At 47.0% G+C, this 13,444-nt stretch carries 12 protein-coding genes and 3 tRNA genes; 9 read left to right on the forward strand and 6 right to left on the reverse strand.

From position 1 onward, the window contains the following. Positions 1-117: 117 nt before the first annotated feature. From clpB to rluD, 3 genes are all read right to left on the reverse strand, one after another. Complete coding sequence (gene clpB / locus SHEWMR4_RS15680) at positions 118-2,691, reverse strand: ATP-dependent chaperone ClpB (protein ID WP_011623737.1); 2,574 nt, start codon at positions 2,689-2,691, stop codon at positions 118-120. A gap of 118 nt (positions 2,692-2,809) precedes the next feature. Then, entirely contained in the window at positions 2,810-3,598 is a 789-nt protein-coding gene (pgeF, locus tag SHEWMR4_RS15685) for a peptidoglycan editing factor PgeF (protein ID WP_011623738.1), read from the reverse strand. A gap of 3 nt (positions 3,599-3,601) precedes the next feature. Then, positions 3,602-4,573, reverse strand: coding sequence for a 23S rRNA pseudouridine(1911/1915/1917) synthase RluD (rluD, locus tag SHEWMR4_RS15690; protein ID WP_011623739.1), 972 nt, complete (start codon positions 4,571-4,573; stop codon positions 3,602-3,604). 122 nt (positions 4,574-4,695) lie between these two features. Between rluD and SHEWMR4_RS15695 the strand changes: the two genes are divergently transcribed. From SHEWMR4_RS15695 to hmpA, 6 genes are all read left to right on the forward strand, one after another. Further along, on the forward strand, positions 4,696-5,457 hold the full coding sequence (locus tag SHEWMR4_RS15695) for an outer membrane protein assembly factor BamD (RefSeq protein ID WP_041408847.1): 762 nt from the start codon (positions 4,696-4,698) through the stop codon (positions 5,455-5,457). A gap of 219 nt (positions 5,458-5,676) precedes the next feature. Beyond that, positions 5,677-5,752 (forward strand) — tRNA-Phe (locus SHEWMR4_RS15700). A gap of 55 nt (positions 5,753-5,807) precedes the next feature. After that, positions 5,808-5,894 (forward strand) — tRNA-Leu (locus tag SHEWMR4_RS15705). Positions 5,895-5,937: 43 nt separating this feature from the next. After that, positions 5,938-6,024 (forward strand) — tRNA-Leu (locus SHEWMR4_RS15710). Between the two features lie 164 nt (positions 6,025-6,188). After that, the gene (locus tag SHEWMR4_RS15715) at positions 6,189-7,814 is read left to right on the forward strand and encodes a methyl-accepting chemotaxis protein (protein ID WP_011623741.1); all 1,626 of its coding nucleotides are present in this window, start codon (positions 6,189-6,191) and stop codon (positions 7,812-7,814) included. A 175-nt stretch (positions 7,815-7,989) separates the two neighbouring features. Then, positions 7,990-9,183 (forward strand): NO-inducible flavohemoprotein, encoded by a 1,194-nt coding sequence (hmpA, locus tag SHEWMR4_RS15720; RefSeq protein ID WP_011623742.1) that lies wholly within the window; start codon positions 7,990-7,992, stop codon positions 9,181-9,183. A 92-nt stretch (positions 9,184-9,275) separates the two neighbouring features. Here the strand turns inward: hmpA and SHEWMR4_RS15725 are convergent, their stop codons facing one another. Next, positions 9,276-10,001, reverse strand: coding sequence for a pseudouridine synthase (locus SHEWMR4_RS15725; RefSeq protein WP_011623743.1), 726 nt, complete (start codon positions 9,999-10,001; stop codon positions 9,276-9,278). 14 nt (positions 10,002-10,015) lie between these two features. Further along, positions 10,016-10,636, reverse strand: coding sequence for a helix-turn-helix transcriptional regulator (locus SHEWMR4_RS15730; RefSeq protein ID WP_011623744.1), 621 nt, complete (start codon positions 10,634-10,636; stop codon positions 10,016-10,018). A gap of 146 nt (positions 10,637-10,782) precedes the next feature. Between SHEWMR4_RS15730 and SHEWMR4_RS15735 the strand changes: the two genes are divergently transcribed. From SHEWMR4_RS15735 to SHEWMR4_RS15745, 3 genes are all read left to right on the forward strand, one after another. Beyond that, positions 10,783-11,397: an NADPH-dependent FMN reductase gene (locus SHEWMR4_RS15735; protein ID WP_011623745.1), complete on the forward strand. Its 615-nt coding sequence runs from the start codon at positions 10,783-10,785 to the stop codon at positions 11,395-11,397. Between the two features lie 50 nt (positions 11,398-11,447). After that, on the forward strand, positions 11,448-11,864 hold the full coding sequence (locus SHEWMR4_RS15740; RefSeq protein WP_011623746.1) for a VOC family protein: 417 nt from the start codon (positions 11,448-11,450) through the stop codon (positions 11,862-11,864). Positions 11,865-12,008: 144 nt separating this feature from the next. Then, entirely contained in the window at positions 12,009-12,479 is a 471-nt protein-coding gene (locus SHEWMR4_RS15745; protein WP_011623747.1) for a YcxB family protein, read from the forward strand. 78 nt (positions 12,480-12,557) lie between these two features. Here SHEWMR4_RS15745 and SHEWMR4_RS15750 read toward each other — a convergent pair whose 3' ends face one another. Continuing rightward, entirely contained in the window at positions 12,558-13,127 is a 570-nt protein-coding gene (locus SHEWMR4_RS15750) for an acetate uptake transporter (protein WP_011623748.1), read from the reverse strand. Between the last annotated feature and the right edge of the window lie 317 nt (positions 13,128-13,444).

The following is a 13,444-nucleotide window of genomic DNA, read 5'->3' on the forward strand; positions in this document are numbered from 1 at the left end:
CTTTTAGGGTTACCGCACATTTATCGGTAGCGTATAGATATAAAAAAACCGAAGCCTGAAACTTCGGTTTTTTTATTTAGGTTAAGCAGCATTTAGCACGCTAACCATCCGCGCAAATTATTGCTCGAATACCAACTCACCACCGGCGCAACTGACCTTAATAGGTTTGCCGGGCAGTAAATCGCCACGCAGTAATTTTTGCGCTAATGGGTTTTCCATCTCTTGCTGCAAGGCACGTTTCAGCGGTCTTGCGCCATAGACTGGGTCGAAACCAATTTCGGCGATTAACGATAATGCCTCGTCGGTGATCTCCAGCGTATAGTCTTTCTCTGCCAAACGCTTACGTAATGAAGCAATTTGGATAGATGCAATATGCTTGATATTTTCCGCATCCAAGGGATGGAATACCACTGACTCGTCGATCCGGTTTAGAAACTCGGGTCTAAAGCTATGGGTAACCACATTCATCACCGCGCTCTTCATTTCGCTATAACTTAGGTGACCGAATCCTTCTTGGATAATGTCAGAGCCTAAGTTTGAGGTCATGATGATCACCGTATTTCTAAAGTCGACGGTACGGCCTTGACCATCGGTTAAGCGGCCATCGTCTAACACCTGCAGTAAAATGTTGAACACGTCTGGGTGAGCCTTTTCCACCTCATCGAGCAATATCACCGAATAAGGCTTACGGCGTACCGCTTCGGTTAAGTAACCGCCCTCTTCATAGCCGACATAGCCTGGAGGCGCCCCCACTAAACGGGAAACCGCGTGTTTCTCCATAAATTCAGACATGTCGATGCGCACTAAGGCCGATTCCGTATCGAAGAGGAACTTAGCCAACGACTTACACAACTCAGTTTTACCCACACCGGTTGGTCCTAAGAACAGGAACGAACCAATAGGACGATTCGGGTCGGCAAGTCCTGCGCGGCTACGGCGAATCGCATTGGCCACCGCATCCACGGCTTCGTTTTGGCCAATCACCCGCTCATGCAGTGCCACTTCCATTTGCAGCAGCTTTTCACGCTCGCCTTCAAGCATCTTAGAAACCGGAATGCCCGTCGCCTTTGATAACACTTCGGCAATTTCTAAGTCAGTAACTTTATTGCGTAGCAGCGTCATGTCCTGCATCTCGGCTTGCGAAGCTAAGTCCAGTTGCTTTTCAAGCTCGGGAATACGGCCATATTGCAGCTCGGACATACGGGTCAAGTCGCCCGCGCGGCGCGCCACCTCTAAATCCATCCGCGCCTGCTCAAGGTCGGCTTTAATATGCTGAGTCCCTGCAAGCGCCGCTTTTTCGGTGCGCCAGATTTCATTAAGCTCCGACGCCTTAGCCTCAACTTCATGCAACTCGACACGTAAATGTTCGAGTCGACGGCGGCTCGCCTCATCGTTTTCTTTTGCTAATGCCTGCTCTTCCAGTTTCAACTGGATTGCACGGCGCTCCAATCTGTCTAGGGATTCAGGCTTAGAATCCATCTGCATACGGATGCTCGACGCCGCCTCATCAATCAAGTCGATGGCTTTATCGGGTAATTTACGGTCCGACACATAGCGGTGCGACATGGTGGCCGCCGCCACAATCGCCGGATCGGTAATTTCCACATGGTGATGCAGCTCGTAACGCTCTTTGAGACCACGCAAAATCGCGATGGTATCTTCAACGCTAGGCTCATCCACTAATACTTTTTGGAAGCGGCGCTCAAGGGCGGCATCCTTTTCAATATATTGACGATATTCGTCCAGAGTGGTCGCGCCCACACAGTGAAGATCGCCACGGGCCAGTGCAGGCTTTAACATATTGCCCGCATCCATGGCGCCATCGCCTTTACCCGCGCCCACCATAGTGTGCAGCTCGTCGATAAAGAGGATCACTTGGCCTTCTTCCTGCGCCAGCTCGTTAAGCACGGCTTTTAAACGCTCTTCAAACTCGCCACGATATTTAGCGCCCGCAATCAGTGCGCCCATGTCTAAGGATAAAACGCGTTTATTTTTAATCCCTTCAGGCACTTCACCGTTCACAATTCGCTGCGCGAGGCCTTCAACAATCGCGGTTTTACCCACGCCAGGCTCACCAATCAGCACAGGGTTGTTTTTACTACGGCGTTGCAGCACTTGAATGGTGCGACGGATTTCATCGTCGCGACCAATCACAGGGTCAAGTTTGCCTTGCTCGGCACGCTCAGTGAGATCGACGGTAAACTTTTTCAGCGCTTGGCGTTGATCTTCCGCGTTAGGATCATCCACATTCTGACCGCCGCGCACTTGCTCAATGGTTTGCTCGAGCAGCTCTTTGGTGGCGCCTGATTTCTTTAAGCATTGCGCCAAGGCATCGCTGCCTTCGAGTGCCGCTAAGACAAACAACTCACTGGAGATATATTTGTCTTTGCGCTTTTGCGCCAACTTGTCGCACAGGTTTAATAGGCGAATTAAACCTTGGGATAATTGTACATCGCCACCAGTGCCTTCGACCTGCGGGAGACGTTCAAGCTCTTGGCTCAACAGCGAGCGCAGCGCACTCACCCGAATGCCAGCTTGGGTTAATAAAGGATGGATAGAACCAGAATCCTGGTTCAGCAGCGCCATCATCAAATGTAACGGTTCGATAAACTGATGATCACGCCCGAGCGCGAGCGACTGGGCATCTGAGATGGCAAGCTGAAATTTATTGGTCATACGATCGAGTCGCATACAGCCTCCTAAAACTCACAAATTTAGGTATAACATTTTGTTAGTTAAAAGATGGGGGCTATTTGACCGATTTCAAGCAAGACGGCGGGAAATTAATACAAATTGTAGGGGAATAAACCTAAGACTTAAGCCAGATCAATGAAGCCATGCGGCCAGTGATTTTATCTCGGCGATAAGAGAAATAATCAGGGCTAGAGACAGTGCAAATATCGGCGCTGTAGACCTGCGTAATGCCAAGTTTCTTTAAGCGCAATTTGGCTAATCCGATAATATCGGCAAGGTATTTGTCTGGCTTAGTTGACTGACATTGAGCAACAAAGCAGTTTGCGGCGTTTGGATCTGTTGCCATAAAGGCAGCACGCACCTCGGCGCCAACCTCAAAGGTCTTGGGCCCAATTGCTGGCCCTAGATAAGCAATCAGCTCGCTTGGCTTAGAGGCAAACTTAGCCACACTCGCCTCTATTACACCATCACAGAGTCCGCGCCAGCCGGCATGGGCAGCGGCAACTTCAGTACCTTGTTGATTACACAGAAGTACTGGCAAACAATCGGCGGTCATCACCACACACACCCGTCCAGCGAGGTCGGTGTAGCTGGCATCGGCCACCAAAGGTGGCGTATCTTGCGAGGTCACACTCTCTGATTGAGCTTTTGGGGCAAGATTGATTGGGGCGATATCGGCCAAATCAATCACCTGAGTGCCATGGACTTGCTCCAACCACACAGGCTCAGTCGCAAGGCATAACTGCTTCGCCAAAATACCACGATTAGCCAATACCTGCTGCGGCGCATCCCCCACATGCAGCCCTAAGTTCAGGCTATCGTAGGGCGCGAGACTCACACCGCCGTAGCGGTCAGTCATCGCAATTGCCACATTATCCGGTACAGGCCAATCGTGACGCAGCATAGCTTAGTACTCGACTGGGTGTTCTAAGGTGTCTTGACGCAGCGCCTTAGTCAAAATAACCATGTCTTCTGGGATAGGTGCTGTCCAGCTCATGATTTCACAAGTCACAGGATGCGCTAACTCCAGACGCACCGCATGCAGTGCTTGGCGTTTAAAGTTTTTCAGGATCTCGAAAAACTCTGGGCTTGCCGCCTTGGGTGGTTTTGGACGACCACCATAAACAGGATCGCCCACCAGCACATGGCCGATATACGCCATATGCACACGAATTTGGTGAGTACGGCCCGATTCTAAACGCAATCTTAAACGGGTGTGATTACGGAATTTTTCCGCAACACGGTAATGGGTCACCGCGGGTTTGCCCGAATGATGCACCGCCATGTGGGTACGTTTTGTCGGATGACGACCAATAGGCTCATCGACTGTACCGCCCGCCGTCATAGTGCCGAGGACAATCGCCTCATACTCACGGGTGATTTCACGGGCTTGCAACGCGGCAACTAAGTGAGTTTGTGCTTCTACCGTTTTGGCCACCACCATCAAACCTGTAGTGTCTTTATCCAAACGATGCACAATACCCGCACGTGGCACGTGCTCGATATTAGGGCAATGATGTAGCAGGGCGTTCATCAAAGTGCCATCGGCATTGCCAGCACCGGGGTGAACCACTAAGCCCGCTTGTTTATTGATGACTAAGATATCATCGTCTTCATAGACAATATCCAGCTCAATAGCTTGTGCGGCCGCATGCACTTCTTCTTCGAGCGTGGCATTAATTTCAATGCGTTGCAGCTCGAATACCTTTTCGCGCGGCTTATTGACCATCACGCCATCGACATAGACTGCATCAGATAGGATCCATTCCTTGATGCGCGTGCGCGAGTAATCTGGGAACAACTCAGCCAGTGCTTGATCCAATCTCAGGCCAGTTTGTGTTGCCGAAATCTCGCTTTTTAGATTAATCTCTTGTGTCATAGGAACCGTATCCCCATTTTGGGGTCAAAAAATGTGTGCTATCTGTTACAATCGAATGCTTTCTATTTTATCGTGAAATGGAAAAATTCTTAACTACAACTTATAAAGAATTGAATTCAAGTATGTATAAATTCTCCAAAGGCTTAACCTTAGTCCTATTTTCGCTAGCGTTATCAGCCTGTAGTAGCAGTCCTGAAGATAACGATATTGCCGCCAAAACCTCACCTGATGTGCTCTATTCTCAGGCAAGAACCTCCATGGAACTTGGCAATTACTCTAAAGCCGTCCGTTCATTGGAAGCGTTAGACTCACGCTTCCCCTTCGGACCACATAAAACTCAGGTTCAATTGGATCTGATTTATGCCTATTACAAAATGGATGATGTTGCCTCTGGCATTGCCAACATTGACAGATTCATCCGCTTAAACCCCACTCACCCTGATATCGATTATGTCTACTATATGCGTGGACTCGTCAATATGCAGGCGGACAGCTATCTGTTCCACGATATGTTAAATATCGATAGAACCGACCGCGATCCTAAAAATGCCCAAGATGCCTTTAAGGATTTTGATCGTTTAATCAAAACCTATCCCAACAGCAAGTATGCTGCCGATGCACAAAAACGCATGTTGTCGCTGAAAAACCGTTTAGCAAAATATTCCATTCAAGTTGCTGAGTATTACCTCAAAATGAATGCTTGGAGTGCTGCGGCCGTTCGTGCTCAATCTGTGTTGGAAACATATCCCGGCACCCCTTCAACGGAGCGGGCACTGGAGATTATGGCAGAAGCTTATGGCGAGTTAGGTCAGAACCAACTGAAGCAAAACGTGCTCATGGTAATGCAAGCTAACTTCCCAAACAACGAAATCTTATCGAACTAAGCGTAAATGCCCCTTTATAAGGGGCATTTTTTTAACCTTGGCTTCTCCTTTACCACACTTTAGTGACTAGGGTTATCAAGCACTCAAGCTTCCCATCATCCCTTAATCAGTCAAGAAATACCCTATTCGTGTAAAACTTACCCAACCGCACCACTTTTTACATTATTTCGTAAAAATCAGTTGACTCAAAAGCCGAAAAGCCTTTAAATTGCGCCCGTCGCCCGAATAGCTCAGTCGGTAGAGCAGAGGATTGAAAATCCTCGTGTCCCTGGTTCGATTCCGGGTTCGGGCACCATCTTTAAATTGGTTGCCTCAGCGACCAGTGTTAAAGAATCGCAATAAAGTACAGTGCAGGTGTGGTGGAATTGGTAGACACGCCAGCTTCAGGTGCTGGTGCCCTTACGGGCGTGGAGGTTCAAGTCCTCTCACCTGTACCAAATTGCGATTCAAGTTTAATTCGACACAGCGTCGAATACCAATGCAGATGTGGTGGAATTGGTAGACACGCCAGCTTCAGGTGCTGGTGCCCTTGCGGGCGTGGAGGTTCAAGTCCTCTCATCTGTACCAACATTTAAACCTCGCTAAGCGAGGTTTTTTTGTATCTGCGATTAAATTTCCTTAAATAACCAACCTCTTTTAGCATATTTGCTATAACTATTCATACAGACTCATCATAGGGATAGCTCGAGCTCTGCCTAAAAGGACTCCCTTGCTTTACTAAGGAAATCCATATGAATGGTCTTCAAATAAAACAAAAGATGTTTATTGGCATTCTCGTGCCACTTGTTATGCTTCTAACTATCGGTTTTATCGCTATCAACATGATGGGAAAAATCGAATATGGTGTCGAACGTATCTATAACGACCGAGTCGTCCCCCTCGATGATCTTAAAGTTATTGCGGATAAATATGCCGTCGATGTGATTGATGCGGTGAACAAAGCCAATGCTGGCGGTATTAGTGCTTCAGAAACTATCAATGCACTCGATAGCGCCAAATCCATTGTAGATCAACGCTGGCATAAGTATCTCGCCACAGAGCTCACCAAAGAAGAGTCTCAACTCGCGCAACAAGCCGAACGTTTATTCATTCCCGCCAATGGGCAAATAGAACAATTAATCGCTTATCTCAGAGGAGTTAATGGTGATGTCGTTCATAAGCTGAATGACAAAATATTGCCTCTATATCAAGCCATAGACCCTATCAGCGGTAAAGTCTCCGAACTTATCGATCTACAAATTAAGATTGCTGGGCAAGAAAGAGATAGCGTAAAAAGTATCTATCAATCATCCATTTCCATATTTATTATTCTCGCAGGGATGGCAATGCTGATCAGCATAGTGATTGGACTCTGGGTCAATCGCAGTGTGATGAATCCTATTCGCGATATAGTTCAAAACCTGAAAATCATTCGGCAAGACTCGGATCTCACGGTGAAGTTTAAAACCTTCAACGATGATGAGCTCGGGCAGATCTCCACTAGCCTCACCCAAGTTATCGAGCACTTACGGGGGATCTTACACTCTATCGCCGAAGCCGCGAATACGGTGAATAGCTCGGCCACTGAGTTAGGTAGTTTTACCCAAGAAACCAACAAACGCATGCAGCAGCAACAGGCGGAAACCGAACAAACCGCCACCGCCATGAATGAGATGACGGCCACGGTCGCCGAGGTGGCTCAAAGCGCCGCCGCAGCAGCGGATTCAGCTAAGGATGCCGATAATTACGCAGCCAATGGTAATCACATTGTGATGCAGTCCATCACCAGCATGTCGCAACTTTCTGAGCAAATTCAAAAAACGGCGCAAGTGATTGGCTTTTTATCCAATGAAAGTCAAAACATCGGCCGAGTATTAGATGTGATCAAAAGCATTGCCGAACAAACCAATCTACTGGCACTCAATGCAGCCATTGAAGCCGCCCGCGCCGGAGAGCAAGGCCGAGGCTTTGCGGTGGTCGCCGACGAAGTCCGGACATTGGCGCAGCGCACCCAAAAATCAACCCAAGAAATTGAAGCGATGATCGCCACTCTGCAGCAAGGAGTTAAAGAAGCCGTGAATGCGATGGAAGTGGGGATCAATCAAGTCGATGATGCCAACGATAAGGCGAATCAAGCTGGTCAAGCTTTAAAAGAGATTGTCGCGTCCGTCGATAACATCACTGAGCTAAATACCCATATCGCTACGGCTGCCGAGGAGCAAAGTAGCGTCGCCGAGAGCATAAACCGTAGCATTATTGCCATTAGCGATATTTCCGAACACTCCACAAATTCGGCCTTAGAGTTGAGTGAGTCGGTGATGAATCTGACTAAGCTTGCCAACAGTATGCGTAATCAGGTGAGTGCATTCAGACTCTAGTTCATTTTACTGGCACAGGCCTGCTGTGCCAGTCTCTTTGCTGATTATTCTGCTGACTTTTTATCTTTAGATGACATTCCGTCTAACAGTTTTTACTGTGATTTTTATTGATCCAAATCAAATGAATCTTTAAACTCAGATAACATTCATAAATAAGGCGTGTTAAGGATTCACTATGTTGGATAGCCGTACCATCCAGATTATTAAGAGCACTATTCCCCTTCTCGAATCAGCAGGTCCTGCACTGACCCAGCATTTTTACCAACGGATGTTTACCCACAATCCTGAGTTAAAAGATGTGTTTAACTTGGCTCATCAACATTCAGGTGGTCAGCCCGTCGCCTTGTTTAACGCAGTTGCAGCCTATGCCAAGAACATCGATAACCTAGGTGCATTAGGTACGGCCGTCGAGCGCATTGCCCAAAAGCACACTGGTTTTTTAATTCAGCCTGAACAATATGCCATTGTCGGCGGTCACCTTCTGGCCACACTACAAGAACTGGGAGGAGAGGCGGTTACCGAAGAAGTACTCACCGCATGGGGCGATGCTTATCAATTTTTAGCTAACATTTTTATCCAGCGCGAAGCACAGATTTATCAAGAAAGTGCTCAACAGGATGGCGGTTGGTCTGGGGTTCGTGAGTTTATTATTAGCGAGAAAAAAGCCGAGTCAGCCGTAATCACCTCGTTTGTCTTAACGCCAACTGATGGGCAAGCGGTAAAAGACTTCACTCCGGGGCAATACTTGAGCATTAAGCTGCAACATCCTAAGCTCGCCTTCGATGAAATTCGTCAGTACTCGCTGTCTGATGCGCCAAATGGCCGAACCTACCGCATTAGCGTGAAACGAGAACCTAATGGCCAAGTATCAAACCTGCTTCACGATATGTTGCAAGTGGGCGATACAGTTTCAGTCATGCCGCCTGCGGGTGATTTCGCCTTAACGGCTCAGCCAAAGACGCCTATCGTATTGATTTCGGCAGGAGTTGGGCAAACGCCGATGAAGAGTATGTTGAACCAGTTGCTCAAACTAAAACACCCAAGTGCTGTCACTTGGTTGCACGCTTGCGAGCATGGTGAAGTACACGGCTTTAAAACAGCGGTTAAAAGCAAACTTGGTCAACATGCCAATCTTGCCAGTCATGTGTGGTATCGAGAGCCTAAAGAGGCAGACATTTTAGGACAAGATTATGATTTTGAAGGAACGATGAACTTAACCTCAGTCGCCGATAAAATCGCTACCGATGCGCATTACTATTTCTGCGGCCCGATTGGCTTCATGGCTTCTATCAAGCAGCAATTACTCGCCTTTGGTGTGCCTAGCGAGCAAATGCATTATGAAGTCTTCGGTCCACATGCCGAGCTATAAAGCTGTACATTTATAATCATAGTTAACTGACTCAAAACCAAAGCCACCTTCTCATAAGACAAGGTGGCTGAACACTTATCACAAGTACTAACCTAATCAGGCTTCGTCGTAAGATAGATAGATGCGACCTCCTGCGCCGTCAACATACGACTCTCGCCCGGTTTTAAGGCTTCATCTAGGGTAATCTCACCGATAGAAAGTCGGTGTAATCCCAGCACAGGGTTACGAAAACGGCCAAACATCCGCTTGATTTGATGGTATTTACCTTCCCTTAAGGTCACCTCTGCAACGTGAGGGGCGAGGATAACAAGCTTTGCCGGCTGAGTGGTGATATCTTCAAAGCCAAAATACATGCCCTGTGCAAATGCCGCGATATACTCATCGCTCAAAGGATTTGCCAGAGTCACCCGATACACTTTATCCACTTTTTGCTCTGGCGACATGAGCGCCTCGGACCAACGGCTATCATTGGTCAGCAGCAATAAGCCCGAAGAGTTTAAATCTAACCGACCCGCAATATGCAGCTCTTGGCGAGTATCGCAATCGAGCAAATCAATGACAGTGCGATGCTCTTTGTCTTTGGTTGCACTCACCACGCCAACGGGCTTATACAGCATAAGATACACAGGCTGGTTGGCCTGTAAGACTTGTCCATCAAACACTATGTGGGAAAATTCATCCACCAGCAGATCGAGCGATTTCGCAGGCGCGCCATCCACATACACTCGCTCCGCCAGCAAGAGTTCTCGCACGGCTTTACGGTGAATTTGTAGCTTAACGGCAAGGTATCTATCGAGACGACCGCGTTTTGATTGCATCACTCCACCCTGCTCTAAGATAAAGGCGCAATGCGATAGGCGCAGCGACGAGCGCCATCGATGATATGCTCTTCACGGCTTACAGTGGCGATATCGGCAAATAATTGCTGGAACTGTTGCAGTTCGGAGCGGCAAAAGTTTTGGCACTTAGTCGCTGCGCTGCAAATTGGGCAGTGATTCTCAAGTAACCAGAAAACGCCATCGGCTTGTTCCTGCGTCGCCATATAGCCCTCGAGGGTACGCAGCTCCACCAGTTTCGTTAGGCGACTGGCTATATCCGTCATGCCGAGCATCGCGCTGCGATACTGCTGCATGGCCGTTTGCTCCCTATGCTCGATCAGCTTATCTAGGCCTTGATCGCCAAATATCATTTTAACGGAATCAATCAATTGCAAACTAAGCTCACTGTGGCGATCGGCAAAGTGAGTGCGACTCTGCTCGGTTAATCCCCAATAACGGGTTGGGCGTCCACGGCCTTCGACCCTATCTTCAATATCAACATCACCCGCATCCTCTAAGGCCTGCAAATGCTGCCTAACTCCCATGGTCGTCAGTGCCAGTTCTTCCGCTAGGGTCTTTGCCGTTAAAGGACCATGCAACTTGAGTAATTGAATAATCTTATCAGTGGTTTTCATATGCGCTCTCCGCTCTTCACCTCGGATTATCCCTCAATCGCCCACCTTTTAACAGAATAAATAAAGTTTTTTATTTATTTTATCCTTTACAAGATTAAATAAAGTAATTACCTTATAAATAATTTATAAACAAATAAGTTTACATAATGAACTTACTCATCATCAGCACCAGTCAAAGAGCCAACTCGCAAAGCGCTAAAGTCGCGAGATATATAGCCGAAACCAGTTTTTTATCGCCCCATAGTGTCGGTTACGACGCTATCCATCATTTAGAACTTTGCCAGTTCAATCTGCCATTTTGGGATGGTGAAGAGGACAACAAGGGCGAACATTGGCCTGAGATTGAGCGAAGAGTCGATGCGGCAGATGCCTTGGTTTTGATCACGCCCGAATGGGGTGGAATGGCATCGCCACTGCTTAAAAACTTCCTGCTGATGTGTAGCCGCCAGGAAACCGCCCATAAGCCAGTGTTGCTGATTTCAGTTTGCAGCGGCATTAGCGGCGCCTACCCTATTGTGGAAGTCAAAATGAATGCTCTCAAAAACAATAAATTGGTGCCCATTCCCGACCATTTGATCATCCGTAATGTCGAGAATGTACTCAACGCCACGCCCCAAGGTACGCGGGATATCAACCTCAGGGAAAGAGTGCAATACAGCCTGTTTATGTTGCATCAATACGCCCAAGCCTTAGCGCCGATACGCCAACGTCATATTCATCAACCCTATCCCAAGCAGCAGGAATACTGCTACGGTATGTAAGCAGCTTGGATGTGAATCACACTGACTAAAATCATTACAAGGAACGCATTATGATCCATTTAGAGCACATCAACCTAGTCGTCGACGATATCCCTAAAGCACTCACTTTTTATCAAGCCGCCTTCCCACATTGGCGTGTCCGTGGCGGAGATAAAGGGACTTGGTACGGCAAGCCGCGCAATTGGATTCATTTTGGCGATGATTATCAATACATTGCCTTTAGCGATAACGGTGAAGGGGAAAACCGCGACTTAACGGGCCATCAAATTGGCTTAGCTCATTTTGCCTTTGTGGTGAGTGATCTAGATGCAGTGATAACAAGGCTAACCCAAGCTGGTTTTCCGATAGCCAAAGATGGCATGGAAGATCGCTATCGCCGCAATATCTACTTCTTCGATGCCCATGGATTTGAAGTCGAGTTTGTCGAATATCTCAGCGATCTGCCCAACGAACGCAATCGTTATTAAGCCGTAAGGTTATTGGCGGCGGGATACATAAACCCAGTATTCCGCGCCAGTTCTTCACATCGACGCTAGCCTAAAAATCGTTACTTTGGCAGGTTAAACCGCTAAACTAGCGCGCAATCAGGCTTTCCAATATTAGATAACTCGATGACAACACCTTATTGTTATTCCACTACTTATATCTTAGATAAAGCACATTTTGACGAGTGTTATACCCAGTCAGTCAAACCCGATCCCACGCTCAAGCCTTACTATAAAGCCATGGGGTTTGGTCTTATGGGGATTGCACTGATTTTTGCGGATATCAGCCTCTATCTAGCCTATTTCTTTGTCGGGCTTGGGGTAATTGAAGCGTTAAATGTGAAATACAACAAAGCTTGGTGGTTGATGCGGCAGATGATGAGTAAGGCCGCCAATAATGAAGTCACACTGGTTGTCGATGAGCAAGGGATTAGCACCCAATCACAATACGTTAAAAGCCAGATCCACTGGACGGATATTTTCCGTATTGTGCAAACTGAAAAGGGCTTTCTAATCACCCATAAAACCGGTACTAGCTATATTTCTAACCGCAGCTTAGATGAGGCCTGCACTGCATTTATAAAGACCAAAATCTAATCTAAGTAGCAAGCCCAAAAACAAAAAGGCTGAATCATTCAGCCTTTTGTTTAACTCTGCAGAACTAAGAGTTAATTATTAAGCCTTAGCCTTTAACTCACCAATCGGCAAAATCGTGCGGCCATATTCATTGTTAAGCACTTGCGCCATAGCAAAGTAAATCGCACTCGCGCCACAGATGATCCCTTCAAAACCCGCGATAGTGCCGATCAAGGCGCTGCCGGTGAAATCCCTTGCCGCCAACAGGAAGAACAAAATGGTCAGCGAGGCAAACACAAACTGTTTCGCTCTTGGGTAGCGTAGCGAGCCTACGAACATAAAGGCGGTAAAGATCCCCCACAGGGTTAAATACCATCCCATAAAGTGGGTTGGGCTCGCCGCAACCCCTGCATTGGGCATTAAAATCAGCCCGACTAAGGTTAGCCAAAATAAACCGTAGGAAGTAAATGCGGTAGTCCCAAAGGTATCACCACGCATAAAACACATAATGCCGACAATGATTTGGCCGAGTCCGCCATAGAAAATACCCATAGCTAAGATCATTGCATCAATCGGAAAATAACCCGCATTGTGAATGTTCAGCAGGATAGTCGTCATACCAAAGCCCATTAAGCCTAACGGAGCAGGATTCGCCAGTTTTGTCGACACAGGAAGTCCCCAAAATAAATAAGTTAATCTCAGTACCTAGATAAACACTAGGTAGCTATAGTTTTATAAAAAGCGGCGAATTTTAGATAACTAGCAACGGGATCACAACCAAAATATCAATACCAGATAAAATAAAGTATTAATCATTTAAAATCAGACACATAAAAAATTAATTTTATATTAAACATAAAAATTAAAAATTAATCTTTTTAGATTCAAACAGCTATGAAAAGTTTGTATAAATAGTGCGCCAAATCTGATTTATTGCGTAATTTTGCTAAGGTTCAAACTTCCTGTTCTCCATCTTTAAAAGTGGG

The organism is Shewanella sp. MR-4 (assembly GCF_000014685.1).
Lineage (GTDB): Bacteria > Pseudomonadota > Gammaproteobacteria > Enterobacterales > Shewanellaceae > Shewanella.